The sequence below is a fragment of the Ralstonia sp. NFACC01 genome (assembly GCF_900115545.1).
In the GTDB taxonomy this organism is placed as follows: domain Bacteria; phylum Pseudomonadota; class Gammaproteobacteria; order Burkholderiales; family Burkholderiaceae; genus Ralstonia; species Ralstonia mojiangensis.
Genome location: NZ_FOWV01000006.1, coordinates 173979 through 200100, shown reverse-complemented (window position 1 = coordinate 200100; position 26122 = coordinate 173979). Strand labels below are relative to the sequence as shown.

22 protein-coding genes are annotated in these 26122 nt (G+C 64.3%); all 22 read left to right on the top strand.

The annotated features are described in order from the left end of the window. Window positions 1-61 precede the first annotated feature (61 nt). The 22 genes from BM136_RS16980 to BM136_RS16875 all read left to right on the top strand — a co-directional run bounded on the left by BM136_RS16980 (window position 62) and on the right by BM136_RS16875 (window position 26106). On the top strand, window positions 62-721 hold the full coding sequence (locus BM136_RS16980; protein ID WP_092973764.1) for a LysE family translocator: 660 nt from the start codon (window positions 62-64) through the stop codon (window positions 719-721). 177 nt (window positions 722-898) lie between these two features. Continuing rightward, a complete protein-coding gene (locus tag BM136_RS16975) occupies window positions 899-1816 on the top strand; it encodes an ion channel (RefSeq protein ID WP_092973330.1) in 918 nt (305 codons plus the stop codon). Between the two features lie 31 nt (window positions 1817-1847). After that, complete coding sequence (locus tag BM136_RS16970) at window positions 1848-3095, top strand: nucleoside recognition domain-containing protein (protein WP_092973328.1); 1248 nt, start codon at window positions 1848-1850, stop codon at window positions 3093-3095. Between the two features lie 57 nt (window positions 3096-3152). Then, window positions 3153-3734: a YqaA family protein gene (locus tag BM136_RS16965; protein ID WP_092973326.1), complete on the top strand. Its 582-nt coding sequence runs from the start codon at window positions 3153-3155 to the stop codon at window positions 3732-3734. Between the two features lie 201 nt (window positions 3735-3935). Then, window positions 3936-7973 carry a DUF3683 domain-containing protein gene (locus tag BM136_RS16960; protein WP_092973324.1) on the top strand — a complete coding sequence of 1346 codons (4038 nt, stop codon included), beginning with the start codon at window positions 3936-3938 and terminating at the stop codon, window positions 7971-7973. Window positions 7974-7975: 2 nt separating this feature from the next. Beyond that, entirely contained in the window at window positions 7976-8413 is a 438-nt protein-coding gene (locus BM136_RS16955) for an HIT family protein (RefSeq protein ID WP_092973322.1), read from the top strand. A 114-nt stretch (window positions 8414-8527) separates the two neighbouring features. Then, window positions 8528-10372: an ABC transporter ATP-binding protein/permease gene (locus BM136_RS16950; RefSeq protein ID WP_092973320.1), complete on the top strand. Its 1845-nt coding sequence runs from the start codon at window positions 8528-8530 to the stop codon at window positions 10370-10372. Window positions 10373-10405: 33 nt separating this feature from the next. Continuing rightward, window positions 10406-10822: a gamma-butyrobetaine hydroxylase family protein gene (locus tag BM136_RS16945; protein ID WP_092973318.1), complete on the top strand. Its 417-nt coding sequence runs from the start codon at window positions 10406-10408 to the stop codon at window positions 10820-10822. A 52-nt stretch (window positions 10823-10874) separates the two neighbouring features. Further along, window positions 10875-11606 carry a bifunctional demethylmenaquinone methyltransferase/2-methoxy-6-polyprenyl-1,4-benzoquinol methylase UbiE gene (gene ubiE, locus BM136_RS16940; protein ID WP_004633265.1) on the top strand — a complete coding sequence of 244 codons (732 nt, stop codon included), beginning with the start codon at window positions 10875-10877 and terminating at the stop codon, window positions 11604-11606. 127 nt (window positions 11607-11733) lie between these two features. Next, window positions 11734-12783, top strand: coding sequence for a Tim44 domain-containing protein (locus tag BM136_RS16935; protein ID WP_254775692.1), 1050 nt, complete (start codon window positions 11734-11736; stop codon window positions 12781-12783). Window positions 12784-12929: 146 nt separating this feature from the next. Continuing rightward, window positions 12930-13586 (top strand): ubiquinone biosynthesis accessory factor UbiJ, encoded by a 657-nt coding sequence (locus BM136_RS16930; RefSeq protein WP_092973314.1) that lies wholly within the window; start codon window positions 12930-12932, stop codon window positions 13584-13586. Further along, complete coding sequence (ubiB, locus tag BM136_RS16925; protein WP_092973312.1) at window positions 13583-15160, top strand: ubiquinone biosynthesis regulatory protein kinase UbiB; 1578 nt, start codon at window positions 13583-13585, stop codon at window positions 15158-15160. The genes BM136_RS16930 and ubiB overlap by 4 nt, the downstream gene beginning before the upstream one ends. A gap of 23 nt (window positions 15161-15183) precedes the next feature. After that, a complete protein-coding gene (locus tag BM136_RS16920; RefSeq protein WP_092973310.1) occupies window positions 15184-15813 on the top strand; it encodes a methyltransferase domain-containing protein in 630 nt (209 codons plus the stop codon). A gap of 231 nt (window positions 15814-16044) precedes the next feature. Beyond that, the gene (locus BM136_RS16915; RefSeq protein ID WP_092973308.1) at window positions 16045-17484 is read left to right on the top strand and encodes a high affinity choline transporter 1; all 1440 of its coding nucleotides are present in this window, start codon (window positions 16045-16047) and stop codon (window positions 17482-17484) included. A gap of 247 nt (window positions 17485-17731) precedes the next feature. After that, entirely contained in the window at window positions 17732-18070 is a 339-nt protein-coding gene (locus BM136_RS16910; protein WP_092973761.1) for an FmdB family zinc ribbon protein, read from the top strand. Window positions 18071-18101: 31 nt separating this feature from the next. Continuing rightward, on the top strand, window positions 18102-18839 hold the full coding sequence (locus tag BM136_RS16905) for a DUF502 domain-containing protein (protein ID WP_037027596.1): 738 nt from the start codon (window positions 18102-18104) through the stop codon (window positions 18837-18839). A gap of 51 nt (window positions 18840-18890) precedes the next feature. Further along, window positions 18891-20762: an aspartate--tRNA ligase gene (gene aspS, locus BM136_RS16900; RefSeq protein ID WP_092973306.1), complete on the top strand. Its 1872-nt coding sequence runs from the start codon at window positions 18891-18893 to the stop codon at window positions 20760-20762. Between the two features lie 161 nt (window positions 20763-20923). After that, window positions 20924-21784: a hypothetical protein gene (locus BM136_RS16895; RefSeq protein WP_092973304.1), complete on the top strand. Its 861-nt coding sequence runs from the start codon at window positions 20924-20926 to the stop codon at window positions 21782-21784. A gap of 116 nt (window positions 21785-21900) precedes the next feature. Beyond that, the gene (gene nudB / locus BM136_RS16890; protein ID WP_092973302.1) at window positions 21901-22386 is read left to right on the top strand and encodes a dihydroneopterin triphosphate diphosphatase; all 486 of its coding nucleotides are present in this window, start codon (window positions 21901-21903) and stop codon (window positions 22384-22386) included. Between the two features lies 1 nt (window position 22387). Then, window positions 22388-23134: an endonuclease/exonuclease/phosphatase family protein gene (locus tag BM136_RS16885; protein ID WP_092973300.1), complete on the top strand. Its 747-nt coding sequence runs from the start codon at window positions 22388-22390 to the stop codon at window positions 23132-23134. Beyond that, window positions 23131-24399, top strand: a complete 1269-nt coding sequence (gene clsB, locus BM136_RS16880; RefSeq protein ID WP_092973298.1) for a cardiolipin synthase ClsB — start codon at window positions 23131-23133, stop codon at window positions 24397-24399. Before BM136_RS16885 ends, clsB begins: the two co-directional genes overlap by 4 nt. Window positions 24400-24441: 42 nt before the next feature. Continuing rightward, window positions 24442-26106, top strand: a complete 1665-nt coding sequence (locus BM136_RS16875) for an acyl CoA:acetate/3-ketoacid CoA transferase (protein WP_092973296.1) — start codon at window positions 24442-24444, stop codon at window positions 26104-26106. The last annotated feature ends 16 nt before the right edge of the window (window positions 26107-26122 follow it).

The window sequence follows — 26122 nt, the reverse complement described above, 5'->3', positions numbered from 1 at the left end:
CAGGATGCCGCGGTGCCTACGATGAGACCTACACAACAAACCACTGTGGGAGGGCGTGCAAGTGCTGTTCATCAAGGCCACCATGATCGGGTTCTGTATTGCCGCGCCGGTCGGCCCGATCGGTATGCTGTGCATCCAGCGCAGCCTGAACCGTGGGTTCCGCTCGGGACTGGCGACGGGCCTCGGCGCCGCGTGCGCAGATGCCCTGTACGGACTGCTTGGTGCGCTCGGTGTCGCCGGCATCGTTGCTGCGCTCCCTGCGCTGACGCTGGTGCTCAAAATAGCAGGCGGTGCGTTTCTCGTATGGCTGGCGTGGTCGACCGCGCGCGCATCCTCCACCGGGCTTGCTGCGACGGATGCCGCAGGTGATACGCAGGCCGTCGCCAATGCGCGCGAATTCCTGACGACATTCGTACTGACCCTGTCGAACCCGCTGACGATCCTATCGTTCGTGGCGATCTTCGCAGCGCTCGGGCCGTCGGCCGAGGCACATGCGTCGGCCGAAGGTGCGGGATGGCTCACCGTTGCGCAGATGGTCGTCGGCGTCTTCGCCGGCTCGGCTGCATGGTGGCTTTGCCTGAGTGGCGCGACCGCGGCGCTGCGCGTGAGGATGCCAGCGTCATTCATCCCCGGCATCACGCGGCTGTCCGCGCTCGCCATCGCGGGGTTCGGCGCCGTGCAGGTCATCGCGGGACTGCGCAGCGTTGTCCAGGTGGTGTAAGCCCCAGTCAAGCCATCGGCCATCGCGCAGGCGCACGTCATACCGGTCGCCTCGGCCAAGGCCAGGCGATTCTTGATCGAGACCTGGGGTGATCTGTACACTTGCCCGGCACTGTCAGCGGCGCCGACGACGTCGATAGCGGACGCAGCTAAAAGCACACTCGGGCGAGAGGCCACCATGAACACCCCGTCGTCTTCCTCCGAGCGTGCCGGACGCGCGCGTCGGGGCCGAAAAGTCTGGTCCGGCACCCAGCACGTCATTGCCTACGGCATGCCGCCGCTAGGCTGGCGTGACCTCTATCACCACGCGCTTGAAGTCAACTGGCCGACCTTCTTCGCGCTGCTGGCCACGCTGTTCCTGGCGCTCAATGCGGTATTCGCGGGGTTGTATTCGTTGGGTGACGGCGCGATTGCGAACCAGTCGCCGCCCGGCTTCGTGGGGGCATTCTTCTTCAGCGTCGAGACCCTGGCCACGGTCGGTTACGGCGACATGCACCCGCAAACGCTCTACGCCCACGTCATCGCCACACTGGAGATCTTCATCGGCATGTCGGGCATTGCCATGGCGACGGGGCTGGTATTTGCGCGCTTCTCGCGCCCGCGCGCCAAGATCATGTTTGCGCGCAATGTTGTCGTGCGGCCGCTCAACGGCAGATCCACGCTGATGCTGCGGGCGGCCAATGCGCGCCAGAATGTCATCGCAGAGGCCACCGCCCGGCTGCGCCTGATGCAGGACGAGGTTTCGCCCGAGGGCTACTCGATCTACAAGATTCACGACCTGAAGCTTGAGCGCAGCGAGCATCCGATCTTCCTGCTGGGCTGGGTGATGATGCACGTGATCGACGAAGCCAGCCCGCTGCATGGCGCCACAGCAGAATCGCTCGCGGCGGGTGATGCCTTGCTTCTGCTCACCATCGAGGGCGCCGACGAAACCGCCGCGCAAACCGTGCAGGCGCGCTATTCCTGGCGGCATGACGAGATCCGCTGGAACTATCGCTATGCCGACCTGATCCGCGACGAGGGCGGCGTCACGTCAGTCGACTACGACAACTTCCACCTGATCCATCCGATCGAGACGCCGCCGCAGGCACAATGACCGGCTTGTCCGATTCCAACGCGCAACCTCCGTGGCCCTGAACCTCGTCTGGCTCGCCTTCTTCCTCGTTGCCTTCGTTACCGCATGCGTGCAGGTCGTGCAGGGCGACATGGAGGTTTTCTCCCGCATGCTGACCGGCATGTTCGATGCCGCGCGCACCGGCTTCGAAATTGCGATCGGCCTGACCGGCATGATGGCGTTGTGGCTGGGCATCATGCGCGTGGGCGAGCGCGCTGGCGTGGTCGATCTGTTCGCGCGGCTCGTGAACCCGCTGATGCGGCACCTGTTTCCTTCCGTGCCGGCCGGCCACCCCGCCAACGGCGCGATGATGATGAACGTGTCGGCCAACGTGCTCGGCCTGGACAACGCCGCCACGCCGCTCGGCCTGCAGGCCATGCGCGAGTTGCAGCAGATCAACCCCCAGCCGCAGCGCGCCAGCGATGCGCAGTTGATGTTCGTGGTGCTCAACACGGCGGGGGTGACGCTGGTGCCGACGTCCGTCATCGCCATCCGGCAGGCCATGGCAGTCAAGCAGGGCCTGGTCGGTTTCAACGCGGCAGACATCTTTCTGCCGACCTTGCTGTCCACGTTCATCGGCTTCTGCGCGGGCATTGCGGCGGTGGCGTGGTATCAGCGCATCAACCTGTTCAAACCAGCCCTGCTGGCGTATTTCGGGGGCTTCGTCGCGCTAATGGGGCTGCTGTTTGCCTGGCTGCGCCAGTTTCCGCCGCAGCAGATGGCGGCCTGGATCGGCCTGATCGGCGCGGGCGCCATCCTCACCATCGTGGTGGCGTTCCTGGTATGCGGGGCAATTCGTCGCATCAACGTTTACGAAACCTTTGTCGATGGCGCCAAGGACGGCTTCCAGGTGGCGATCGGCATCGTCCCGTATCTGGTGGCGGTGCTGGTGGGCATCGCCGTGTTTCGTGCGGCGGGTTGCATGGATTTTCTGATGCAAGGGCTTTCTGCGCTGTTCGCGCACCTGGGCATCGACACGCGGTTTGTGCCCGCGCTGCCCGTGGGGCTGATGAAGACGCTGTCCGGTGCCGGTGCGCGCGGCCTGATGGTTGACGTGATGACCACTTACGGCGTCGATTCATTCCAGGGCAAGCTGGCCGCCATCATCCAGGGCTCGACCGAGACCACGTTCTACGTGCTGGCCGTGTACTTCGGCAGCGTCGGCATCAAGGACACCCGTTACGCACTGGTCTGCGGGCTGTGGGCCGACTTGGTCGGTCTGATCGGCGCCGTGCTTGTCGCCTATCTGTTCTTCGCCTGAGCGGCTAGGGCGGCCTCCAAGCGACGCCGCGGCCGCTCGCCCTCTACAATCGATTGCATGGAACAGTGGATTGACACGCTTTTTGCCACGCTCGCCCTGCCAAAGGTCGGGCTACCTGCCATCTTCGTCGTCAGTTTCGTCTCGGCGACCCTCTTGCCGCTGGGCTCCGAACCGGCGGTTTTTGCGTACATCAAGCTCAATCCGGACATGTTCTGGCCGGCCATCGTAGTGGCCACGCTCGGCAACACGCTGGGCGGCGTGGTCGACTGGTGGATGGGCTACGCGGCCAAGCTGGCGCTGGTGCGCTACCACCTTGCGCGCCGCCGCCGTGAGCACAACGCCGAGCACGCCCAGCACGTGCCGCATCCCAAGCGCCACCGTGAGCCCCCGCTCGACAAAAAATACTTCCGCTGGATGCGCCGCATCGGGCCGATGTCGCTGCTGGTGTCGTGGCTGCCAGGCATCGGCGACCCGCTCTGCACGCTGGCCGGCTGGCTGCGCCTGAAGTTCTGGCCCAGCGTCATGTACATGGCGATCGGCAAATTCCTACGCTATCTGGCCATGACTGCGGCCCTGATGACGCTGCCCGACGGCTTCTGGCACGGCATCCTGGGCTGGATCAAGAGCGTGATGATGTGACGTTTGCGTGGTTCTTGCGTCACTTGGGCCGTCTTGTGCTTTTCGCAAGCTATTGAAAACGCGACGGTTTTGCCGCCCATATCACTGGCAGGGATACCGTTGCTGCGACGCATCAACGACGCGCGTTGCAGTACAATCGCCCTTTAAAGACCGCGCGGCTTGGGTCCTCTTTGCCGCGCCCTCCCTCCCCAGCGGCACGCCATGAATGCCCCACTTCTGATCGACGCCAAACTCACGGCGCAGGACGCTGCGCCCCGGCTGCGCGAGATTCCCTACAACTACACCTCGTTCTCGGATCGGGAAATCGTCATCCGTTTGCTGGGCGAGTCTGCGTGGCAGATCCTGGACGAACTGCGCGCCGAGCGTCGCACCGGCCGATCGGCACGCATGCTGTACGAAGTGCTGGGCGACGTCTGGGTGGTGCGCCGCAACCCGTATCTGCAGGACGACCTGCTCGACAACCCGAAGCGCCGGCAGATGCTGATCGACGCACTCAATCACCGCTTGGCGGAGATCGAGAAGCGCCGCGTGGCCGATCACGATTCGCACCACGACCCGGTGGGCGACGAGCGCGCCAGCAAGGTCGAGCAACTGGTTGTGCACGCCCGCCGCGCCGTCAAGGCGTTCCAGGAAGAATTCGCCCAGGTGTATGACCTGCGCCGCCGCGCCCAGAAAGTGCTCGGCCGCGTCACCGCCAAGGACAACATCAAGTTCGACGGCCTGTCGCGCGTGTCGCACGTGACCGACGCCACCGACTGGCGGGTCGAATATCCGTTCGTCGTGCTCACGCCCGATACGGAAGAAGAGATTGCCGGCATCGTCAAGGGCTGCTTCGAGCTGGGTCTGACCATCATCCCGCGCGGAGGCGGCACCGGCTACACCGGCGGCGCCGTGCCGCTCACGCCGTTCTCGGCCGTCATCAATACGGAAAAGCTGGAGCGTCTGGATGCGGTCGAGATGACCGACCTCCCTGGCGTTGACCATCCCGTGGCGACCATCTATTCGGGCGCCGGCGTGGTGACGCGCCGCGTGGCGGATGCGGCGGAGAAGGCCGGCCTCGTTTTCGCCGTGGATCCGACTTCGATCGACGCGTCGTGCATTGGCGGCAACGTTGCCATGAACGCGGGCGGCAAGAAGGCTGTGCTGTGGGGCACCGCGCTGGACAACCTCGCCTGGTGGCGCATGGTTGACCCGGACGGCAACTGGCTGGAAGTCCAGCGCCTCAATCACAACCTCGGCAAGATCCACGATGCGCCGGTCGTCACCTTCGAGCTGAAGTGGTTCGACGGCAACGCGCCGGTCGGTGCCAAGCTGCTGCGCACCGAGACGCTGACCATCGAAGGCCGCAAGTTCCGCAAGGAAGGGCTCGGCAAGGACGTCACCGACAAGTTCCTCGCCGGCCTGCCCGGCGTGCAGAAGGAAGGCTGCGACGGCATCATCACGAGCGCGCGCTGGATTCTGCACCGCATGCCCAAGTCGATTCGCACGGTGTGCCTGGAGTTCTTCGGCCAGGCGCGTGACGCGATCCCGAGCATCGTCGAGATCAAGGATTACCTCGACGCCGAGACCAAGAAGCCCGGCGGCGCGATCCTCGCGGGTCTGGAGCACCTGGACGAGCGCTATCTGCGCGCGGTCGGCTACGCCACCAAGAGCAAGCGCAACGCGTTTCCGAAGATGGTGCTGATCGGTGACATCGTCGGCGACGACGATGATGCCGTGGCGCGCGCCACGTCGGAGGTGATCCGCCTGGCCAACGGCAAGAGCGGCGAAGGTTTCGTGGCCGTGAGCCCCGAGGCACGCAAGAAATTCTGGCTGGACCGCTCGCGTACGGCGGCGATTGCGAAGCACACCAACGCCTTCAAGATCAACGAAGACGTGGTGATTCCGCTCAATCGCATGGGCGAGTACACCGACGGAATCGAGCGCATCAACATCGAGCTGTCGATCAAGAACAAGCTCAAGCTGACCGACGCGCTGCTCGATTTCTTTGCTGGCAGCAACCTGCCGCTAGGCCGCACCGACGACGCCAACGAGATCCCCAGCGCAGAACTGCTGGAAGACCGCGTGCAACAGGCGCAGCAACTGCTGCGTGCCACGCGTGCGCGTTGGCAATATCTGCTGGACCATCTCGACACGCCGGTCACCACGGCGCGCGCCAGCCTCATTGGCCTCGGCCTGGGTTACCTCGCGCAGACCATCGATGACCGTCTGGTGAATCAGCCCGAGGCGAACCTGTTCCACCTGCTGCAGGATCGTACGATCCGCGTGTCGTGGAAAGCGGAGATTCGCGCCGAGCTGCGCAAGATATTCAACGGCGGCGAGTTCAAGCCGATCCTTGACGAGGCCCAGGCGATCCACAAGAAAGTGCTGCGCGGCCGCGTGTTCGTGGCGCTGCACATGCACGCCGGTGACGGCAACGTGCACACCAACATCCCCGTCAACTCGGATGACTACGACATGCTGCAGGACGCCCACAAGGCGGTGGCCCGCATCATGACGCTGGCGCGTTCGCTGGACGGCGTGATCTCCGGCGAGCACGGGATCGGCATTACCAAGCTGGAATTCCTGACCGACGAAGAAATCGCCGACTTTGCTGCCTACAAGCGCCGTGTCGACCCGAATGGGCGCTTCAACAAGGGCAAGCTGCTGCGCGACATCAACGACCCGCAAGGTCTGGCTGCTGATCTGCGCAACGCCTATACGCCGTCGTTCGGCCTAATGGGGCACGAGTCGATCATCATGCAGCAGAGCGACATCGGCGCCATCTCGGAGTCGATCAAGGACTGCCTGCGCTGCGGCAAGTGCAAGCCGGTGTGCGCCACGCACGTGCCGCGCGCCAACCTGCTGTACAGCCCGCGCAACAAGATCCTCGCCACATCGCTGCTAATCGAGGCCTTCCTGTACGAAGAACAGACGCGCCGCGGCGTGTCGGTCAAGCACTGGGAAGAGTTTGCCGACGTGGGCGACCACTGCACGGTGTGCCACAAGTGCGTGACGCCGTGCCCGGTCAAGATCGACTTCGGCGATGTGTCGATGAACATGCGTAACCTGCTGCGCAAGATGGGGCAGAAGAAGTTCAATCCCGGCACCGCAGCAGCGATGTTCTATTTGAACGCGACCAACCCCGAGACGATCAACTTCACGCGCAAGGTGATGTTTGACTGGGGCTACAAGGCGCAGCGTCTGGGCAACGACATCCTGAAGAAGTTCGCCAAGAAGCAGACCGCTCGTCCGCCCGCCACGGTGGGCAAGCCGCCGGTGCGCGAGCAGGTGATTCACTTCATCAACAAGAAGATGCCGGGCAACCTGCCCAAGAAGACCGCGCGCGCGTTGCTGGATATCGAGGACAACGAGATCGTCCCGATCATCCGCAACCCCAAGGCGACCACGCCGGATAGCGAGGCGGTCTTCTACTTCCCGGGCTGCGGCTCGGAGCGCTTGTTCTCGCAGGTGGGCTTGGCCACGCAGGCAATGCTGTGGCACGCCGGCGTGCAAACGGTGCTGCCGCCGGGCTACCTGTGCTGCGGTTATCCGCAGCGCGGCACCGGTCAGTTCGACAAGGCCGAGAAGATCGTCACCGACAACCGCGTGCTGTTCCATCGCGTGGCCAACACGCTCAATTACCTCGACATCAAGACGGTGGTGGTGAGCTGCGGCACTTGCTACGACCAGCTGGCCGGGTATGAATTCGACAAGATCTTCCCGGGCTGCCGGATCATCGACATTCACGAATACCTGTTGGAGAAGGGCGTGAAGATCGACGGTGTGCAGGGCACGCGGTACATGTACCACGACCCCTGCCACACCCCGATCAAGACCATGGACCCCACCAAGCTGGTCAACCAGCTGATGGGCGGCAACATCGGTGCCGATGGCCAGACCCGCGCGATCGAGAAGAACGATCGCTGCTGCGGCGAGTCGGGCACGCTGGCGATTTCGCGCCCCGACATTTCCACGCAGGTCCGCTTCCGCAAGGAAGAGGAGATGCAGAAGGGCGCGGACAAGCTGCGCAGTCTCGGCCAGACCAGCGGCCAGAGCGGCGAGGCATTCAACGGCGACGTAAAGATCCTCACGAGCTGCCCGGCATGTCTGCAGGGCCTGTCGCGCTACACCGAGGATGTCTCGGTGCAGGCCGACTACATCGTGGTCGAGATGGCGCGTCACGTGCTCGGCGAAACATGGTTGCAGGACTACGTTGCCCAGGCCAACGCCGGCGGCATCGAACGAGTGCTGGTTTGACGATGAGCGAGCGGACGCCCGGCTGCGCGCTGTGCGAGGCGGACGGCGGTGAGCCCGTCTGGCGTAATGCCAAGGCGCGCGTGGTGCTGGTCGAGCACGCGCGCTTTCCGGGCTTCTGCCGCGTTATCTGGAATGACCACGTGGCCGAGCAGACCGATTTGTCCGATGCCGATCGGTACTGGCTGATGGACCTCGTCACCAAGGTCGAGCGCGTGCTGCGCGCCGAACTGGCGCCGGACAAGATCAACCTCGCCAGCTTCGGCAATTTCGTGCCGCATCTGCATTGGCACGTCATCCCGCGCTATCGGTGGGATACGCATTTTCCAGAAGCCGTGTGGGGCCCCGAGCAGCGCTCGCCCGATACCGCGCGCATGGCCGAGATCACGGCCAAGTTGCCGGCACTGTCGTACGCGCTGCAGGCGGCGCTGGCTGACGCTTGAGCCCATCGGCCGTCGCTCCGGGTAGCGCTCGGTAACGCATCGCCACGTCGTGCGCGGAACCCCTGTGGCGCGCACGACGTCTGATTCTCTTTCTGTTGCGCCAACGCCCTCGCCATGACGACACCGCGCACCGCCGCCACGCCCGATTCTCACAAGGATTCCATCTCCGAACTGACCGTCCACCATGGGCGGTTGAATCTCTCGGAGACTTGGCAACTGATTCGCCCGTACTGGTTTTCGGAAGATCGCCACAAGGCCTGGGGGTTGCTGGCGCTGGTGATTGGCCTGAACCTGTTCCTGGTGTTCATGAACGTGTTGTTCACCGATTGGAACCGGCTTTTCTACAACGCGCTCGAGCAGAAAAACTACGCCGAGTTTTGGGCGCAGTTGCTGCGTTTCTCATGGATTGCCGCGCTGCTGATCATTGGTTCGATCATGCGGCTGTACTACTCGATGATGTTGCAGATGCGCTGGCGGACGTGGATTACCGGCAGCTTTCTCGACGACTGGCTTGGCAAGCAGGCGTTCTACCGCCTGGAACAGACGCACAGCGCTGACAACCCCGACCAGCGGATTGCCGACGACCTGCGTACCTTCACCGATGCGACGCTCACCTTGGCGCTGGGCTTCCTGAATTCGGCCGTTACGCTGGTGTCGTTCTTCGGCATCCTGTGGGCGGTGTCGGGGCCCCTGGCGTTCAGCCTGGGCGGGCACGACTTTGTGATTCCTGGCTACATGGTGTGGTTTGCGCTGCTGTACTCGATCGTGGGCTCGGTCATCATCCACTTCGTGGGGCGGCCGCTGATCGGGCTGTCGTTCCAGCAGGAGCGTTACGAGGCGTACTTCCGTTTCCTGCTCGTGCGCGTGCGCGAGAACAGCGAGAGCATCGCCCTGTACCGCGGCGAGCCCACCGAGAAAGCCATCCTGCGGGGCCGTTTCGAACGCATTCGCACCAACTGGAATCAGTTGATGGATTACACGCGGCGCCTGACCTTCGCCAGTTCCGGCTACGCGCAGTTCGCCATCATCTTCCCGTTTCTGGTGTCGGCGCCGCGCTACTTTGGCGGCACGCTCACGCTGGGCGGGATGATGCAGGTCGCCACGGCCTTCGGACAGGTGCAGGACGCGATGTCGTGGTTTGTCACGAACTACCGCACGCTGGTCACCTGGAAAGCTTCCACCAATCGGTTGATCGAATTCCAGCGCGCCATCCGCGCCGCCGAGCGTGAAGAAGAGCACCGCGCCGGCGTGCGCGATGTCGAGGTCGAGATTGCAGCCGTACCCGCTATTGAAGCCCGCGCCCTTGCGCTGAACCTCCCAAACCGCAAGCCCGAAGATTTGCTGGTCGAGCCCTTCGACATGACGCTCGCACGCGGTGAGCGTGTGCTCGTCAGCGGTCCGTCCGGTTGCGGCAAAAGCACGCTGGTGCGCGCCGTGGCCGGTATCTGGCCCTATGGCAGCGGCCGCATCGAGGTCCCCGACGATGCCCGCGTGCTGTTCTTGCCGCAGCGCAGCTATCTCCCCTCCGGCACGCTGGCCGATGCGCTGTCGTATCCGGATTTGGCCACTCAATACACCGCAGAGCGTCTGACCCAGGTCCTGACCGCCTGTCGCTTGCCGGCGCTCGCCGGCCTCTTGGACGAGGTGAGCAACTGGAGCCTGCGCCTGTCCCCCGGCGAGCAGCAGCGCCTGGCTTTTGCGCGGGCTTTGCTGCAGCGCCCCGACTACCTCTTCCTCGACGAGGCTACCAGCGCACTCGACGAAGATACCGAGGCGTTCATGTACAGCCTGATGCTCGAATCGATGCCTGATGTGACCATCGTCAGCGTGGCACACCGCAGCACCGTGGCACGATTCCACCATCGCCGCCTGCGCTACATCCCCGAGGGCGATCCGTTGACTGCGGTAAGCTATCGGGTGGTGGAAGAGCCTGCGCATATGGCGCTGGCGGCTTCCTGAAACGCAGTTTTTTGACTCGACGAGACGTTTTCCATGGCCGGACTTTCCGCCGACACCCCGCACCCGACCGGCATCACCGTGCACACGCAATCGCGTGTGCTGGAGATCGCCTTTGCCGATGGCAAGCAGTTCAGCCTGCCGTTCGAATACTTGCGCGTGCTGTCGCCGTCGGCCGAAGTGCAGGGGCATGGGCCTGGTCAGGAGGTTCTGCAGACCGGCAAGCGCGAGGTGGGCATCGTCGGCGTCGAGCCGGTGGGAAACTACGCGATCCGGCCGCTGTTCTCCGACGGCCACGATTCCGGCATCTTCGATTGGGCCTACCTGTACCGCCTCGGCGTTGAGCAAGCCACGCTCTGGCAGGCGTATCTCGATCGTCTGGCCGCAGCCGGCGTCGACCGTGACGCCCCGATGGCAGAGAATGCCGGCCACGCCTGCGGCCACAGCCACTGATTCCCGATTCACTTTGCGGCGCCTGTGCGCTGCATCCGTATCCCTTTCTGTCATGAGCCAAACCCACTTCGGATTCCAGCAGGTCGATGAGCAGGAGAAGGCCGGCAAGGTCGCCGGTGTGTTCCATTCCGTCGCCAGCAAGTACGACGTGATGAACGACCTGATGTCCGGCGGCCTGCACCGCGTGTGGAAAATGTTCACCATCGCCCAGGCAGCGGTGCGCCCCGGCTACAAAGTCCTCGACATTGCCGGCGGCACAGGTGATCTGGCCAAGGCCTTTGCGCGCCAGGCCGGCCCCACCGGCGAGGTGTGGCTGACCGACATCAACGAGTCGATGCTGCGCGTCGGCCGTGACCGCCTGCTCGATGCCGGGGTGCTCACCCCCACCGCGCTGTGCGACGCCGAGCACATTCCCTTTCCGAATGCTTACTTCGATGTGGTGACAGTGGCATTCGGCTTGCGCAACATGACGCACAAGGATCGCGCGCTCGCAGAAATGCGTCGCGTAGTGAAGCCAGGCGGCAAGGTCATGGTGCTGGAGTTCTCCAAGGTGTGGCAGCCGCTGGAGAAGGCCTACGATGTGTACTCATTCAAGGTGCTGCCGTGGCTGGGAAGCAAAGTGGCGGGCGACCCCGAGAGCTACCGCTACCTGGCCGAGTCCATCCGCATGCACCCGGATCAGGAAACGCTCAAGCAGATGATGGAACAGGCCGGATTGGACTCGGTCGAATACTTCAATCTGACAGCGGGTGTCGTGGCGCTGCACGTTGGCCGTCGCCTCTAAGTGTTTCGGTCATTCCACCAGATGGGCGATGTAGTGCGCTGCGGCGATATGCCACGATCCTTCACATTGAATTTCCGCATTGACGTCTTCATCTAATGGCGTCACTGCCATTGGAGAGAAGACAGCGATGAGTTTGCATTGGGGTGGAAAATTGATGGCGGGCGCGCTGGTCGCGACGCTCGCACTGGGCACGGCGATTGACGCCAACGCCAAACGCATAGGCGGCAGTCGCAGCGTCGGCAAACAGTCGTCCACCGTGACGCAACGCCAACAGACGCCGCCGGCCACAACGCCGTCGCCGACACAGCAGGCCGCACCGGCTGCGCAACCTTCGCCGGCCGCACCGGCTCCGGCCGCGCCGGCGGCAAAGCCTGGACGTAACTGGGGCGGCATGCTTGGTGGCCTGGCTGCCGGTCTGGGTATCGGTTATCTGCTGTCGAAGTTCGGTCTGGGCGCGGGCCTTGCCTCGCTGCTGTCGAACCTGATCCTGATCGCGCTCGTCGCTTTCGTGGTGATGTGGATCATCCGCAAGGTGCGCGGCAGCCGTCCGCAGGGTCCTGCCTACGCCACGGGTGGCCCGTCGCTGGGCGGCGACCGTGAGCCGTACGTGCCGCAACCTGCCGCACCGGCCCCGCAGGCTTCCGCACCGGCAGCCGCATCGGTCAATACCGGCAACACGTCCGGCCTGGGCGCTGGCGCGGCAACCGCTGCGCAGTCATGGAACCTGGGTGGTCCGGCCGCTTCTGGCGCGCAGGCCGTCAACGCTCAACCTGCCGCGGCCGCACCGCAGCAGCCGTGGGGCGTGCCGGCAGATTTTGATACGCAAGCTTTCCTGCGCAACGCGAAGGTCTACTTCATTCGCCTGCAGGCAGCCTGGGATGCCGGCAATCTCAACGACATTCGCGAGTTCACCACGCCGGAGATGTTTGCCGAGATCAAGATGGACCTGGCTGATCGCGGCACGTCGCCCAACAAGACCGACGTGGTCTCGGTCGAAGCCGAAATGCTGGGCATCGAAACGCAGGCCGCCGAGTACTTGGCGAGCGTGCGCTTCTCCGGCATGATCCGCGAAGAAGCCAATGCGCCCGCACAGCCGTTTGCCGAGGTGTGGAACCTGACCAAGCCGACGCAGGGTGCGGGTGGTTGGGTGCTGGCGGGTATCCAGCAGTTGCAGTGATGCTGTAACAACTTGAAGCGCCGCAAAACGGCCGTTTCAGCATTCCCCGTAAAATAGGGCCCGACCGTCTGGTTCGGGCCCTTTTTGCTGCCCGCCGCCAGCCCGCTTCTTGCTGCTTCCTTGCTGTTTTTGCGCACCATCACCGCATGTCTTCGACAGCCTCTTCGTCTCCGTTTCCGCTTGTGCTGATGCAGCCGCTGCTGCTCGCACTCAACCATCTGCTGCGCCAGGAGCCCTGGGCGCAGGAGACACTGCGGCCGTTCGCGGGTCGCGTCGCACGCTTTAACTTGGCGCCCATGTCGATGACGTTGCAGGTGGATGCCACCGGCTTGGTGACCGCTCCCGACCCTGGTGTTGAACCGGCCGTGACTGTTGTCGTGCCGCTGGCGGCCGCTGCCAGCGATTACGCAACGGGCGGACAGGCCGCCGTGCTCAAGCACGTGCGTATCGAGGGCGAGGCAGAGTTCGCCAACGTGCTGTCCACGCTGCTGCGCAATCTGCGCTGGGATGCGGCGGAAGACCTCTCGCGCGTGTTTGGCGACGTCATCGCGCAGCGTATGGTGAGCGGCGCGCAGGCCGCCCGCACAGAGGCCACGCGCGTCAGCCGTTCGCTGGCGGAATCTGTGGCGTCGTATCTGACCGATGAGCAACCGACGCTCGTACGCCATGCGCGTCTCGCGCAGTTCGCCGCCGATGTGGCGGCACTGCGTGATGCCGAAGCGCGTCTGACCAAGCGGCTGGAGCGGCTCGAAAAATCCCAACGACCGGCCGTCCGGACCGTCCGTCAGGGTGACTCGGCATGACGCGCTTATTCCGGCTGGGCAAGATCGTTTTCGTCATCCTCTATTACGGGCTGGATCAGCTCGTGTTGTCGGGCTTCAAGAGCCGCCGCATTCGCGCGCTGGTCTGGCTGCTGACGTTGGGTCGCAAGCCGAAGCTGCCCCGCGGCGAGCGCCTGCGCTTGGCGCTGGAGCAGCTTGGGCCCATCTTCGTGAAGTTCGGGCAGGTGCTGTCGACGCGGCGCGATCTGCTGCCGCCCGATGTGGCTGACGAACTGGCCAAGCTGCAGGATCGCGTGCCGCCGTTCGACCCGAAGGTGGCGGCAGCCATCGTGGAGAAATCGCTCGGCAAGCCGCTGTCGGCGCTGTTCCATCGTTTTGACCATCATCCTGTGGCGAGTGCGTCGATTGCTCAGGTGCATTTCGCCACGCTGCGCGGCGGCCCGGACGACGGCCGCGAGGTGGCAGTCAAGGTTCTGCGCCCGGGCATGCTGCCCGTGATCGACAGCGACCTCGCGCTCATGCGGGACCTCGCTACCTGGATGGAAAAACTGTGGGCCGACGCCAAGCGCCTGAAGCCGCGCGAGGTGGTCGCCGAGTTCGACAAGTACCTGCACGACGAGCTTGACCTGATGCGCGAGGCGGCCAACGCCAGCCAGTTGCGCCGCAATTTCGCCAAGTCCGACCTGCTGCTGGTGCCCGAGGTTTTCTGGGATTGGTGCACGTCTGAGGTGTTCGTGATGGAGCGCATGCACGGCATGCGGATCTCGCACACCGAAGAACTGCGCGCCGCCGGCGTCGACATGCACAAGCTCGCGCGCGACGGCGTGGAGATTTTCTTCACACAGGTCTTCCGCGACGGCTTTTTCCATGCCGACATGCACCCCGGTAACATTCTCGTGAGTGTGGCGCCCGAGACGCTGGGCCGCTACATCGCGCTGGATTTCGGCATTGTCGGGGCGCTGTCGGAGTTCGATAAGAACTACCTGGCGCAGAACTTCCTGGCATTTTTCCAGCGCGACTACCACCGCGTGGCGGTGCTTCACATCGAGTCTGGCTGGGCGCCGGAAGAGACGCGCGTGGAAGAGCTGGAAGGCGCCATCCGTGCGTGCTGCGAGCCGTATTTCGATCGGCCACTGGGTGAAATTTCGCTGGGTCTGGTGCTGATGCGGCTGTTCCAGACCTCGCGCCGCTTCAACGTGGAAGTGCAGCCGCAGCTCGTCCTGCTGCAGAAGACCCTGTTGAACGTGGAAGGCCTTGGCCGCCAGCTCGATCCGGATCTGGACCTGTGGAAGACGGCCAAGCCATTCCTCGAACGCTGGATGCACGAGCAGATCGGCTGGCGCGGCTTTATCGAACGCCTGAAGGTCGAGGCACCGCAATGGGCCAACAAGCTGCCGGACTTCCCGCGCCTGGTGTACCAGATTCTGGATCGCCGCTCCCGCGAGGACGGCAACGCGCAGACCGCGGCGCTCACTGCGCTGCTTGCCGAGCAAAAGCGCACGAACCGGCTGTTGTCTGCCGCGCTGTTGTTCGTCGGTGGTTTCGCGGTCGGCATCGTCGCGACGCATGTTCTGGCCTGGATGGCCCACTACTGATCCGTTTTCACCCTCCGACTGTCATGGCCCAACCGCCCGTCTTCCAATCCCGTGACGCCGCCGATCCCGCCTTTTGGGACGAGCGCTTTAGCCGCGAGCACACGCCCTGGGATGCCGCCGGTGTGCCCGCGGCGTTCCGGCAATTCTGCGAAGCGCAGCCTGCGCCGCTTCCCACGCTGATTCCCGGTTGCGGCAACGCCTACGAAGCCGGCTGGCTGGCGGACCGCGGTTGGCCGGTCACGGCCATCGACTTCGCGCCCAGTGCCGTGGCGTCGGCCAAGACCCTGCTGGGCCCGCATGCCGATGTGGTGCAGTTGGCGGATTTCTTTCGTTTTTCGCCGCCGCATCCGGTGCAATGGATCTACGAACGCGCATTTCTGTGTGCGATGCCGCGTCGTCTGTGGCCCGACTACGCCGTGCAGGTGGCGAAACTGCTTTCGCCAGGCGGGTTGCTGGCTGGCTTCTTTGCCGTGGTGGAAGGCAGGGAGGCGGTCCCCAAAGGGCCGCCGTTCGAGACCACGCAAACCGAGCTGGATGGGCTGCTGTCGCCCGCGTTTGAGCGCATCAGCGATATGCCCATCGCCGAAGCCGATTCGATTCCGGTGTTCGCCGGGCGCGAGCGTTGGCAAGTCTGGCGCCGCCGCGCCGATTGATCCGTTTTCCCGGCCAGTGTTGGTGCGAAGCAACATGGGCCGTGGTCAACGAAAAGCCTGCCGGCGCCCGTTGTGGGCCGTCGCCCAGAAATCTGGCAAACGGGGCGGCATTCGTGGTCGTACCGATGCCCCGGCGCGCGGTCCCATCGCTATAATCCGGCCACTTTGCCCGGCGCCCCGGGGCCCAAAACCGGGCCGCCATGGGGTTTTCCAGCTTCTTTCCGCGCTGCCATGCTGATCTGGTTTGTCATTGTTTACTGGGTGATTTCGGTCGGGATCGGCCTGTGGGCTGCACTGCGGGTGCGCAGTACCGCCGATTTCGCCGTGGCTGGCCGCAGCCTGCCGTTCTACGTCGTGACGGCAACGGTGTTCGCGACCTGGTTCGGTTCCGAGGCGGTGCTCGGGATTCCCGCAGAATTTCTCAAGGACGGCCTGCACGGTGTGGTGGCCGATCCGTTCGGTTCGTCGCTGTGCCTGATCCTGGTGGGTCTGTTCTTCGCCAAGCCGCTGTACCGGATGAATCTGCTCACCATTGGTGACTTCTATCGCAACCGCTTTGGCCGCGCTGCCGAAACGCTGACGACCCTGTGCATCGTCGTGTCGTACCTGGGCTGGGTGGCGGCGCAGATCAAGGCGCTGGGCTTGGTGTTCTACACCGTATCTGACGGCGCGGTTTCGCAAGACCTCGGGATGATGATCGGCGCGGGCAGCGTGCTCGTCTACACGCTGTTCGGCGGCATGTGGTCGGTGGCGGTGACGGACTTCATCCAGATGATCATCATCGTGATCGGCATGCTGTACATCGGCTGGGAGGTGTCGGGTCAGGCCGGTGGCGTGGGCACGGTGGTGGCGCACGCGGCAGCTTCGGGCAAGTTCTCGTTTTGGCCGGCGTTCAACCCGATCGAGGTCATCGGCTTTGTGACGGCGTGGATCACCATGATGCTCGGCTCGATCCCGCAACAGGACGTGTTCCAGCGGGTGACCTCATCGCGCACCGAGCGCATCGCCGGTACGGCATCGGTGCTGGGCGGCGTGCTGTATTTCATGTTTGCGTTCGTGCCGATGTTCCTGGCGTATTCCGCCACGCTCATTGACCCGGAGATGGTCGCAAAGTACATCGATACCGATTCGCAGATGATCTTGCCGAACCTGGTGCTCCAGCATGCGCCGATCTTCGCGCAGGTGATGTTCTTCGGCGCGCTGCTCTCGGCCATCAAGAGCTGCGCGAGCGCGACGCTGCTGGCGCCGTCCGTGACGTTTGCCGAAAACGTGCTGCGCCCGCTGTTGCCGAACATGGACGACAAGCGTTTCCTGCGCGTCATGCAGGCAGTGGTGCTGACATTCACAGTGCTGGTGACGCTGTTTGCGCTGAACTCGCACCTGTCGATCTTCCATATGGTCGAAAGTGCTTACAAGGTCACGTTGGTGGCCGCGTTCGTGCCGCTGGCCTTCGGTCTGTTCTGGAAGCGCGCGACGAAGCAGGGTGGTCTGCTGGCCATCATCCTGGGCCTCGCGGCATGGATCTGGTGCGAAGTGTTCCTGCCCGGTGCGATGCTTCCGCCACAATTGGTTGGCCTCTTGGCAAGCTTCGGTGCGATGGTCCTGGGCTCGCTCGGACCGCAGTGGATCGCGAACCGCGCGCCGACCACCAAGGCGGCCACGCAAGCTTGAGCGTCTCGCTGCAGGCGTGCGCGGTGTGCCACTTTGTCGCGCATCGCCATCGCCCGCCCCGAATCTGCGGTCGGGAATTCCCCTAAAAGGGTTTATAATTCAAGGCTTTGCGCGCCAGCACTTGTATGGCGCGCGGCTGCCCCAATCTTGCGTGAGCCCATGTGCGTATTTCCCGCACCGCGCTCTCGGGATGCGCGGGCAATCCAATCGCTTTCTTGTCATTTGTTTGTTTCAGGGTGAGGACACCATGCCGATCTATGCTTATCGATGCGACGCCTGCGGCCACGCCAAAGATGTGCTGCAGAAGATGAGCGACGCCCCGCTGACGGATTGCCCCGCATGCGGCGCGCCGGCGTTCAAGAAGCAGCTCACCGCTGCCGGCTTCCAGCTCAAGGGTTCGGGCTGGTATGTGACGGATTTCCGCGGCGGCTCGGGCGGCGCATCGGCTGCAGCAGCCGGAACCGGTACGGCGGCCAAGGTAGATGCCGCAGCACCAGCCGCTGCTGCCGCGCCCGCCGCGTCGTCGTCCAGCGCCAGCACGCCGGCGGCGTCCGGTGGCTGCGGCACGTCGTGCGCTTGCCACTGATCGCATCGCTTACCTTTCGGCCCATCGCCCCATGAAACAGAAAACCAGCGCACTCAAGACATGGTTCCTGACCGGTCTTCTGGTGCTTGTCCCGCTTGCGATCACGCTGTGGGTGCTGTCGCTCATCATCGGCACGATGGACCAGAGCCTGGCGCTGCTGCCGTCGGCATGGCAGCCGGATCAGCTATTTGGCCGGCGCATTCCTGGCGTGGGCGCGATTCTCACGCTGGCGTTCATCCTCATTGTGGGCGTGCTGGCGCACAACTTCATCGGCCAGAAGCTGGTGCTGTGGTGGGAGGCGCTCGTGGGCCGCATTCCTGTGGTCGGCCCGATCTATTCGAGCGTGAAGCAGGTGTCGGACACACTGCTGTCGTCCAACGGCAATGCATTCCGCAAGGCGTTGCTGGTGCAATACCCGCGCGAAGGCTCGTGGACGATCGCCTTCCTGACCGGCCGCCCCGGCGGTGATGTCGAGAACCACCTGCAGGGCGAGTACGTCAGCGTGTACGTGCCGACCACGCCCAATCCGACGTCGGGCTTCTTCCTGATGATGCCCAAGGCTGACACCATCGAGCTGGACATGACGGTGGACGCGGCGCTCAAGTACATCGTGTCGATGGGTGTGGTGGCGCCTGAAGCGCTGCCGCGCCGCATGGACCCGCCCGACGCCTCGCCACAGACGGAGGACCGGTCGCCGGCTCAAGGGCCGCGCGACCCTTCGAATCCGACCGCGCTGCCTGCAGAGGGCGGCGCCATCGCGGCACCCTGAGCCGGCGATACGAACGAAGTCGAATCGACCCCGGCCCCCCAATCAACTTTCATGCGCGACGTTTTCTTGGCGGCGCGCTTCGCGGAAAACCACAACATGCAAATGCGTACTCAATACTGCGGTCAGGTCACCGAACAACTGCTCGGCCAGAGCGTCACGCTGTCGGGCTGGGCCCATCGTCGTCGTGACCACGGTGGCGTGATCTTCATCGATTTGCGCGACCGTGAAGGCCTGGTGCAGGTCGTGTGCGACCCGGACCGCCCAGAGATGTTCAAGGTGGCCGAAGGTGTGCGCAACGAGTTCTGCCTGCAGGTAAAGGGCGTCGTGCGTGCCCGCCCGGAAGGCACCACTAACGCCAACCTGACCAGCGGCAAGGTCGAAGTGCTGTGCCACGAGCTGACGGTGCTCAACGCCTCCGTCACGCCTCCGTTCCAGCTGGATGACGACAACCTGTCGGAAACCACGCGCCTGACGCATCGCGTGCTGGACCTGCGTCGCCCGCAGATGCAGTACAACCTGCGCCTGCGCTACAAGGTCGCGATGGAAGTGCGCAAGTATCTGGACGACAAGGGCTTCATCGACATCGAAACGCCGATGCTGACCAAGAGCACGCCGGAAGGCGCGCGCGATTACCTCGTGCCGTCGCGCGTGAACGCTGGCCAGTTCTTCGCGCTGCCGCAATCGCCGCAGCTCTTCAAGCAGATGCTGATGGTGTCGGGCTTCGACCGCTACTACCAGATCACCAAATGCTTCCGCGACGAAGACCTGCGTGCTGACCGCCAGCCCGAATTCACCCAGATCGACTGCGAAACGTCGTTCCTGAGCGAGCAGGAAATCCGAGACCTGTTTGAAGAGATGATCCGCACGGTGTTCAAGAACACCATGTCGGTCGAGCTGGATGCCAAGTTCCCGGTGATGGAATTCCGTGAGGCGATGGCCCGCTTCGGTTCGGACAAGCCCGACCTGCGCGTCAAGCTGGAATTCACCGAGCTGACCGACGCCATGAAGGACGTTGACTTCAAGGTGTTCTCGAGCCCGGCCAACGCTGAAGGCGGTCGCGTCGTGGCACTGCGCGTGCCGGGTGGTGCTTCCCTGTCGCGTGGCGATATCGACGCCTACACCAAGTTCGTCGAAATCTACGGTGCTAAGGGCCTGGCCTGGATCAAGGTCAACGAAGTGGCCAAGGGCCGCGACGGCCTGCAATCGCCGATCGTGAAGAACCTGCACGATGCGGCCATCGCCGAGATCCTCAAGCGCAGCGGCGCACAAGATGGCGACATCCTGTTCTTCGGCGCCGACCGCGCCAAGGTGGTCAACGACGCGATGGGTGCACTGCGCCTGAAGGTGGGCCATTCGGACTTTGCGAAGAGCAACGGGCTGTTCGAAGACGCCTGGAAGCCGCTGTGGGTGATCGACTTCCCGATGTTCGAGTACGACGAGGAAGACGCACGCTGGGTGGCCATGCACCATCCGTTCACGAGCCCGAAAGACGAGCACCTGGAATACCTGGAAACCGATCCGGGCAAGTGCATCGCCAAGGCTTACGACATGGTGCTCAACGGCTGGGAAATCGGCGGCGGCTCGGTACGGATTTACCGCGAAGAAGTGCAGAGCAAGGTGTTCCGCGCGCTGAAGATCAACGATGAAGAAGCGCGTGCCAAGTTCGGCTTCCTGCTCGACGCACTGCAGTACGGTGCGCCTCCGCACGGCGGCATCGCGTTCGGTCTGGACCGCGTCGTCACGATGATGGCCGGTGCGGATTCGATTCGCGACGTGATCGCCTTCCCGAAGACGCAGCGTGCGCAGGATCTGCTGACGCAGGCACCGAGCCCTGTCGACGAGAAGCAATTGCGCGAGCTGCATATCCGCTTGCGCGCTGCCGAGGCCAAAGTGGCCGCACCGACGGCTGCAACGACTGCCTAAGCGCCCGCGCTGACGTTCCACAAGAGACCGCGCCGCCTGATAAGGGCGGCGCGGTTTTTTTTGCGCCTGCTGGGGCAACTCGCAGCAATCGGGAACATTGGGTGCTAAACCGAATCTTTCGTTTCTGTCACGTTGGGTGACAACGAAGGAGGAGTGTTTAGATGGACTACGTCGACTTTGCGCGCACATGGATCGCCGCACATGCCGAGTTCCTGTTGACTTGGCTGATGGCCGCGCTAGTGGTGATGCTGCTGGCCTGGATCGAAATCCGCCACGCCACGCGGCGTGCCGCCATGGCCATGACCGAGGCCGTAGCCACCACGGTTGCGGCTTGCGTGCCCGAAATTGCAGCTGCGGCGCAGGGCGCACATCCACCGGGGCCCGCCTCGGCGTCGCCTCCGGGTTTGGCCGAGGGGATGTGCGCGTTGGGTCACCTTGCGGCGGAACGGATGCATTGGCTGCACGCGGTCGCCAACCTGCGTCTGCCCGAAACGGCGTTGCCGCCAGCCGCACCAGGCATGCCCGTGCATCCGCTCGTATATGACACTCCGCGCCCGTTGGCCGAAGCGCATTTGGCGGCAGAACTCCGCTTTGCCGATCATGCGCGTGTCTTGCAGGCCGAACGCCGCGCCCTGCAAGCGTTGGAGACCGCTGAGCGCGAAGGCACCAGCGAACTGCATCGCATCGAGCGTGAGACCTCGGCCATCGTTGAACGCTTCGACCAGGCCAACGCGCAATCCGAACAGACCGATGTGCAGCGCTTCCTCATTCAGAAATTCAACACGCTGGGCAACCGCGAACGCGAGTTGACCGCACAGCTCGCTGCGCTGCGCCAACAGCTCGGCGAGCGTACAGAGGCGTTGTGGGCGCAATCACAGCGCGCGGCCGATGACTATGCTGCGATGCTCGATCCGCTCCTGGCCGTCGCCCGCCGCGAGTTTGGTCACGAAACGGCGACGGATGAGACGGCGCTGTGGCTTGCCCGCACGCGCACAGGCCAAGGGCCATTGCGCGCTGCCTGATCGCTGCCACGGCATGGCAGCACGCTGAGCGTCGCGGTGGCACGCTTCTGGCTGCGGTAAGCTATTGCCTTGCAGCGCGATCGCGCCGCCCATCGAAGCACGCAGCAACCGCACCCATGTCGCACAAGATTCCCGTCTCCGTCCTCGTCGTCATTCACACGCCTGATTTGCACGTGTTGGTGATGGAGCGGGCAGACCATCCGGGTTTTTGGCAATCCGTGACCGGCAGTTGCGATGCGCTCGACGAACCCTTGGTCGATACGGCCGCCCGGGAGGTGCTGGAAGAAACCGGCATCGACGCGGCCCAACATCATCTGATCGAGTGGGGCCACCACATCGAATACGAAATCTACCCACACTGGCGGCACCGCTACGCGCCGGGCATCACGCGCAACACCGAGCATTGGTTCGGCCTGCTGGTGAGCGGCAAGGTACCGGTGCGGATGTCCCCGCGCGAGCATGTGCAGGCCGAGTGGTTGCCTTACCGAGAGGCCGCCGCGCGGTGCTTCTCGCGCAGCAATGCCGAGGCCATCCTGCAGCTGCCCGAACGCCTCGCTGCCTATCATGCGCGTCACGCGGCACTGACAAAGGACCAAGCCTGACATGCTGCGTTTGCGCGTTGCCACCTACAACATCCACAAGGGCGTGACGGGCATTGCGCGGCGCGTGCGCGTGCATGACGTGCGGCAGGGCCTGCACACCATGGACGCCGACATCGTCTTCCTGCAGGAAGTGCAGGACCGCAACGATCACCTCGTCGCCGCCGAGCTGTTCGACCCGAACTACACGCAGCTGCGCTACCTCGCGACCGACGTCTATCCGCACACGGTTTATGGCCGCAATGCTGTTTACGAGCACGGGCACCACGGTAACGCCATTCTGTCGCGGTATCCGATCCTGCTGTCGGAAAACCTCGATATCTCTGATCACCGTTTCGAGCAGCGCGGCCTGCTGCACGCCGTGACGGATCTCGGCTTCGGCGAGGTGCATCTGCTGTGCGCGCACTTCGGCCTGTTTGCACGCAGCCGGCAACGGCAGGCGGAGGCGCTCGTTGACCGCGTGCGTTCGGTCGTGCCACCGGATGCGCCGCTCGTGGTGGCAGGGGATTTCAACGATTGGAACAACCGGCTTGACCGCATGATCTGTCAGGCGCTCGGTGCGACCGAAGTGGCTGACAAGGCTGCGGATGCACGCCCGGTGCGCACCTTCCCGAGCCATATGCCTTGGTTGCGACTAGACCGCATCTACGTGCGCGGTTTCGACATCGAACGTGCGCACGCGCTGACTGGCCGCGAATGGGCGCAGCGCTCCGATCACGTGCCCCTCCTGGCGGAACTGGCGCATCCATGAGGGTCGCGCGCGATGCAGGTCCGCTGCGCTCCGAGTGGCGGCGGGGTAAGCCCCTGCCGGGCAACGACGTCGACCTGCTGTGCGGCGGTGCTGAGTTCTTCCCAGCCTTGATCGAGGCCATCGATGCCGCGCAACGCCGCGTCGCGCTCGAAACCTACATCTACACCGACGACGCTGCCGCCCGCAGCGTGACCGAGGCGCTCGCCCGCGCGGCCCGCCGCGGTGTGGATGTCCACCTGACCATCGACGGCTTCGGCACCGGCCTGCTGCCTGCCAACATCGCCGCGATGCTCGAGACGGCGGGCGTGATCTTGCGCATCTATCGTCCGGTGCGCGGTTTTCGTCTGCAACGCCGCTACCTGCGACGGCTGCATCGGAAGATCGTTGTCATCGATGACGACGTCGCGTTCGTGGGCGGCATCAACATCATTGATGACCTGAACCACGCGCCATTTCACGATGTTGCGCTGGGACCGCGTTACGACTTTGCCGTGCGAGTACGCGGGCCGCTGGTCGCGCAGATTGCGCTGACCGTCGACCGGCTCTGGTGGCAGATGGGCGTGCGCGCCGGCATGCGGGAGGTGGGCGTCACGGGCGTCGCCGCCGAGTTTCCGGTGATGACCGATACGCCGCGACCACGGCATCGCGGCGCGTCCGGACGAGAAAGTGAGCGCGCACCGGGCACCGTGTTGGCTTCGTTGGTGCTGCGTGACAACGTCCGCAACCGGCGTGCGATCGAACGAGAATATCTGCGCGCGCTGGGCGCGGCGCGGCACGAGGTGATCATCGCCAATGCGTACTTCCTGCCGGGCGTGCGTTTCATGCGGGCCCTGGCAGCATGCCGACGGCGCGGTGTGCGCGTTCGCCTGTTGTTGCAGGGGCAGGTCGAATACCGGCTGCAGCACTACGCGACGCGCTCGCTGTACCACATGCTGCTGCGCGACAACGTCGAGATCAACGAATACACGGCCAGCTTCCTGCACGCCAAGGTGGCTGTGGTGGACGACCGATGGGCCACGGTCGGCTCCAGCAATATCGACCCATTCAGCCTGCTGCTGGCTCGCGAAGCCAACGTCGTCGCATGGGATGCGACCGTAGCCAACGAACTGCGCGCGGCCCTCGAAGACGCCATCGCCCATCACGCACGTCGCGTTCTGGCCGATGCGCACGCCGCGCGCCGCTGGTGGTGGCGCCTGGCAGATTGGTGCGCCTACCGGCTGGTGCGCCTTGGCGTCGTCATCAGCGGGCGCGCAGCACAGTATTAGCGGTACAAGACATCTGCAAAAACATAACAAGAGGGAGGAGGCATGCAAGTCATCACAGCCGATGAGGCCGCCCGGTTGGTACAGCCGGAGTGGACGGTCGCATGCGCGGGGTTTGTCGGCGCGGGCCATGCAGAGGCCGTCACGCATGCGCTGGAGCGCCGCTTTCTGGCCACCGGCGAGCCGCGCGATCTCACGCTGGTCTATTCCGCCGGCCAGGGCGATCGCGCCACGCGCGGCGTCAACCACTTCGGCAATCCCGGGATGACGCGCTGTGTGGTCGGCGGGCATTGGCGCTCCGCCACGCGGCTGGCGGACCTGGCGCTTGCCGAGCAATGCGATGCGTTCAACCTGCCCCAAGGCGTGCTCACGCATCTGTACCGCGCTATCGCGGGTGGCAAGCCGGGCGTGCTGACCAAGATGGGGCTGCACACGTTCGTCGACCCGCGCACGGAGCTTGACGCGCGTTACCACGGTGGCGCCATCAATGCCCGCGCCAAGGCGGCGCGCGCTGCAGGCACGGCCTCGTGGGTCGAGTACGAACGCTTTCGCGGCGAAGACTATCTCTTCTACCCCAGTTTTCCGCTGCACTGCGTCTTCCTGCGCGGCACGTCCGCCGACCCGCGCGGCAATATCAGCACGCACGAAGAAGCCTTTCATCACGAACTGCTGGCCATGGCGCAGGCCGCACGCAACTCGGGTGGCATCGTCATCGCGCAAGTGCGTCGGCTCGTCGATCGGCACGACAACCTGCAGGCGATCCACGTGCCGGGCATCCTCGTCGATTACGTGGTCGTTGCCGACGATGAAGCCGAACACCAGATGACCTTCGGCGAGGCGTTCAACCCGACCTACATTCGCCCCTGGCAAGGCGAGGCGATCCAGCTCAAGCAAGACGTCATCGAATCGAGCGAGGCGCTGGAGGCGAATCAGCACGGAGCGCTCGACGCCCGCACGCTGGTGCAGCGCCGCGCCGTGCTGGAACTGATCGCGCAGCAGCCGCGGGTCGTGAACCTCGGCGTGGGCATGCCCGCGGCCGTCGGCGCCCTGGCTGAGCAAGAAGGCGCGCGCGGCTTCACTCTTACCGTGGAGGCAGGCCCGATTGGCGGCACGCCGGCAGATGGCCTCAGCTTCGGCGCCTCGGCCTATCCTGAAACCGTGGTGGACCAGCCAGCGCAGTTCGACTTCTACGAAGGTGGCGGCATCGATCTCGCCATCCTCGGCCTGGCAGAACTGGACGGCGCCGGCAACGTCAACGTCAGCCTGTTTGGCGAGGGTGGCGACACCGTCGTCGCGGGCGTCGGCGGCTTCATCAACATCACGCAGAGCGCACGCTCGGTCGTGTTCATGGGCACGCTCACCGCTGGCGGCCTGCAGGTCGAAGCCGAAGACGGCAAGCTGCGCATCGTGCGCGAAGGGCGGCTCAAGAAGATCGTGCCGGCCGTGTCCCATCTGACCTTCAACGGTGAGTATGCGGCGCAATCGGGCATTCCCGTGCGCTACGTGACCGAGCGCGCTGTCTTCGAAATGCGTGACGATGGCCACGGCGCACGGCGCCTCACGCTGACTGAAATCGCTCCTGGTATCGACCTGCAGCGCGATGTACTGGACCAGTGTGCCGCAGAGGTTGCCGTGGCAGCCGACCTGCGTGAAATGGACGCCCGCATCTTCCGCCGTGGTGCCATGTGCTCAGGCATCACGCCGGTCTGATTTACGGGCTGTTTAT

What these genes read in the sequence shown, in the direction of transcription:
- BM136_RS16975 (WP_092973330.1), top strand. Translation starts at nt 899, where the DNA reads ATGAACACCCCGTCGTCTTCCTCCGAGCGTGCCGGACGCGCGCGTCGG.
- BM136_RS16965 (WP_092973326.1), top strand. Translation starts at nt 3,153, where the DNA reads ATGGAACAGTGGATTGACACGCTTTTTGCCACGCTCGCCCTGCCAAAG.
- BM136_RS16960 (WP_092973324.1), top strand. Translation starts at nt 3,936, where the DNA reads ATGAATGCCCCACTTCTGATCGACGCCAAACTCACGGCGCAGGACGCT.
- BM136_RS16955 (WP_092973322.1), top strand. Translation starts at nt 7,976, where the DNA reads ATGAGCGAGCGGACGCCCGGCTGCGCGCTGTGCGAGGCGGACGGCGGT.
- BM136_RS16950 (WP_092973320.1), top strand. Translation starts at nt 8,528, where the DNA reads ATGACGACACCGCGCACCGCCGCCACGCCCGATTCTCACAAGGATTCC.
- BM136_RS16945 (WP_092973318.1), top strand. Translation starts at nt 10,406, where the DNA reads ATGGCCGGACTTTCCGCCGACACCCCGCACCCGACCGGCATCACCGTG.
- ubiE (WP_004633265.1), top strand. Translation starts at nt 10,875, where the DNA reads ATGAGCCAAACCCACTTCGGATTCCAGCAGGTCGATGAGCAGGAGAAG.
- BM136_RS16935 (WP_254775692.1), top strand. Translation starts at nt 11,734, where the DNA reads ATGAGTTTGCATTGGGGTGGAAAATTGATGGCGGGCGCGCTGGTCGCG.
- BM136_RS16930 (WP_092973314.1), top strand. Translation starts at nt 12,930, where the DNA reads ATGTCTTCGACAGCCTCTTCGTCTCCGTTTCCGCTTGTGCTGATGCAG.
- ubiB (WP_092973312.1), top strand. Translation starts at nt 13,583, where the DNA reads ATGACGCGCTTATTCCGGCTGGGCAAGATCGTTTTCGTCATCCTCTAT.
- BM136_RS16920 (WP_092973310.1), top strand. Translation starts at nt 15,184, where the DNA reads ATGGCCCAACCGCCCGTCTTCCAATCCCGTGACGCCGCCGATCCCGCC.
- BM136_RS16915 (WP_092973308.1), top strand. Translation starts at nt 16,045, where the DNA reads ATGCTGATCTGGTTTGTCATTGTTTACTGGGTGATTTCGGTCGGGATC.
- BM136_RS16910 (WP_092973761.1), top strand. Translation starts at nt 17,732, where the DNA reads ATGCCGATCTATGCTTATCGATGCGACGCCTGCGGCCACGCCAAAGAT.
- BM136_RS16905 (WP_037027596.1), top strand. Translation starts at nt 18,102, where the DNA reads ATGAAACAGAAAACCAGCGCACTCAAGACATGGTTCCTGACCGGTCTT.
- aspS (WP_092973306.1), top strand. Translation starts at nt 18,891, where the DNA reads ATGCGCGACGTTTTCTTGGCGGCGCGCTTCGCGGAAAACCACAACATG.
- BM136_RS16895 (WP_092973304.1), top strand. Translation starts at nt 20,924, where the DNA reads ATGGACTACGTCGACTTTGCGCGCACATGGATCGCCGCACATGCCGAG.
- nudB (WP_092973302.1), top strand. Translation starts at nt 21,901, where the DNA reads ATGTCGCACAAGATTCCCGTCTCCGTCCTCGTCGTCATTCACACGCCT.
- BM136_RS16885 (WP_092973300.1), top strand. Translation starts at nt 22,388, where the DNA reads ATGCTGCGTTTGCGCGTTGCCACCTACAACATCCACAAGGGCGTGACG.
- clsB (WP_092973298.1), top strand. Translation starts at nt 23,131, where the DNA reads ATGAGGGTCGCGCGCGATGCAGGTCCGCTGCGCTCCGAGTGGCGGCGG.
- BM136_RS16875 (WP_092973296.1), top strand. Translation starts at nt 24,442, where the DNA reads ATGCAAGTCATCACAGCCGATGAGGCCGCCCGGTTGGTACAGCCGGAG.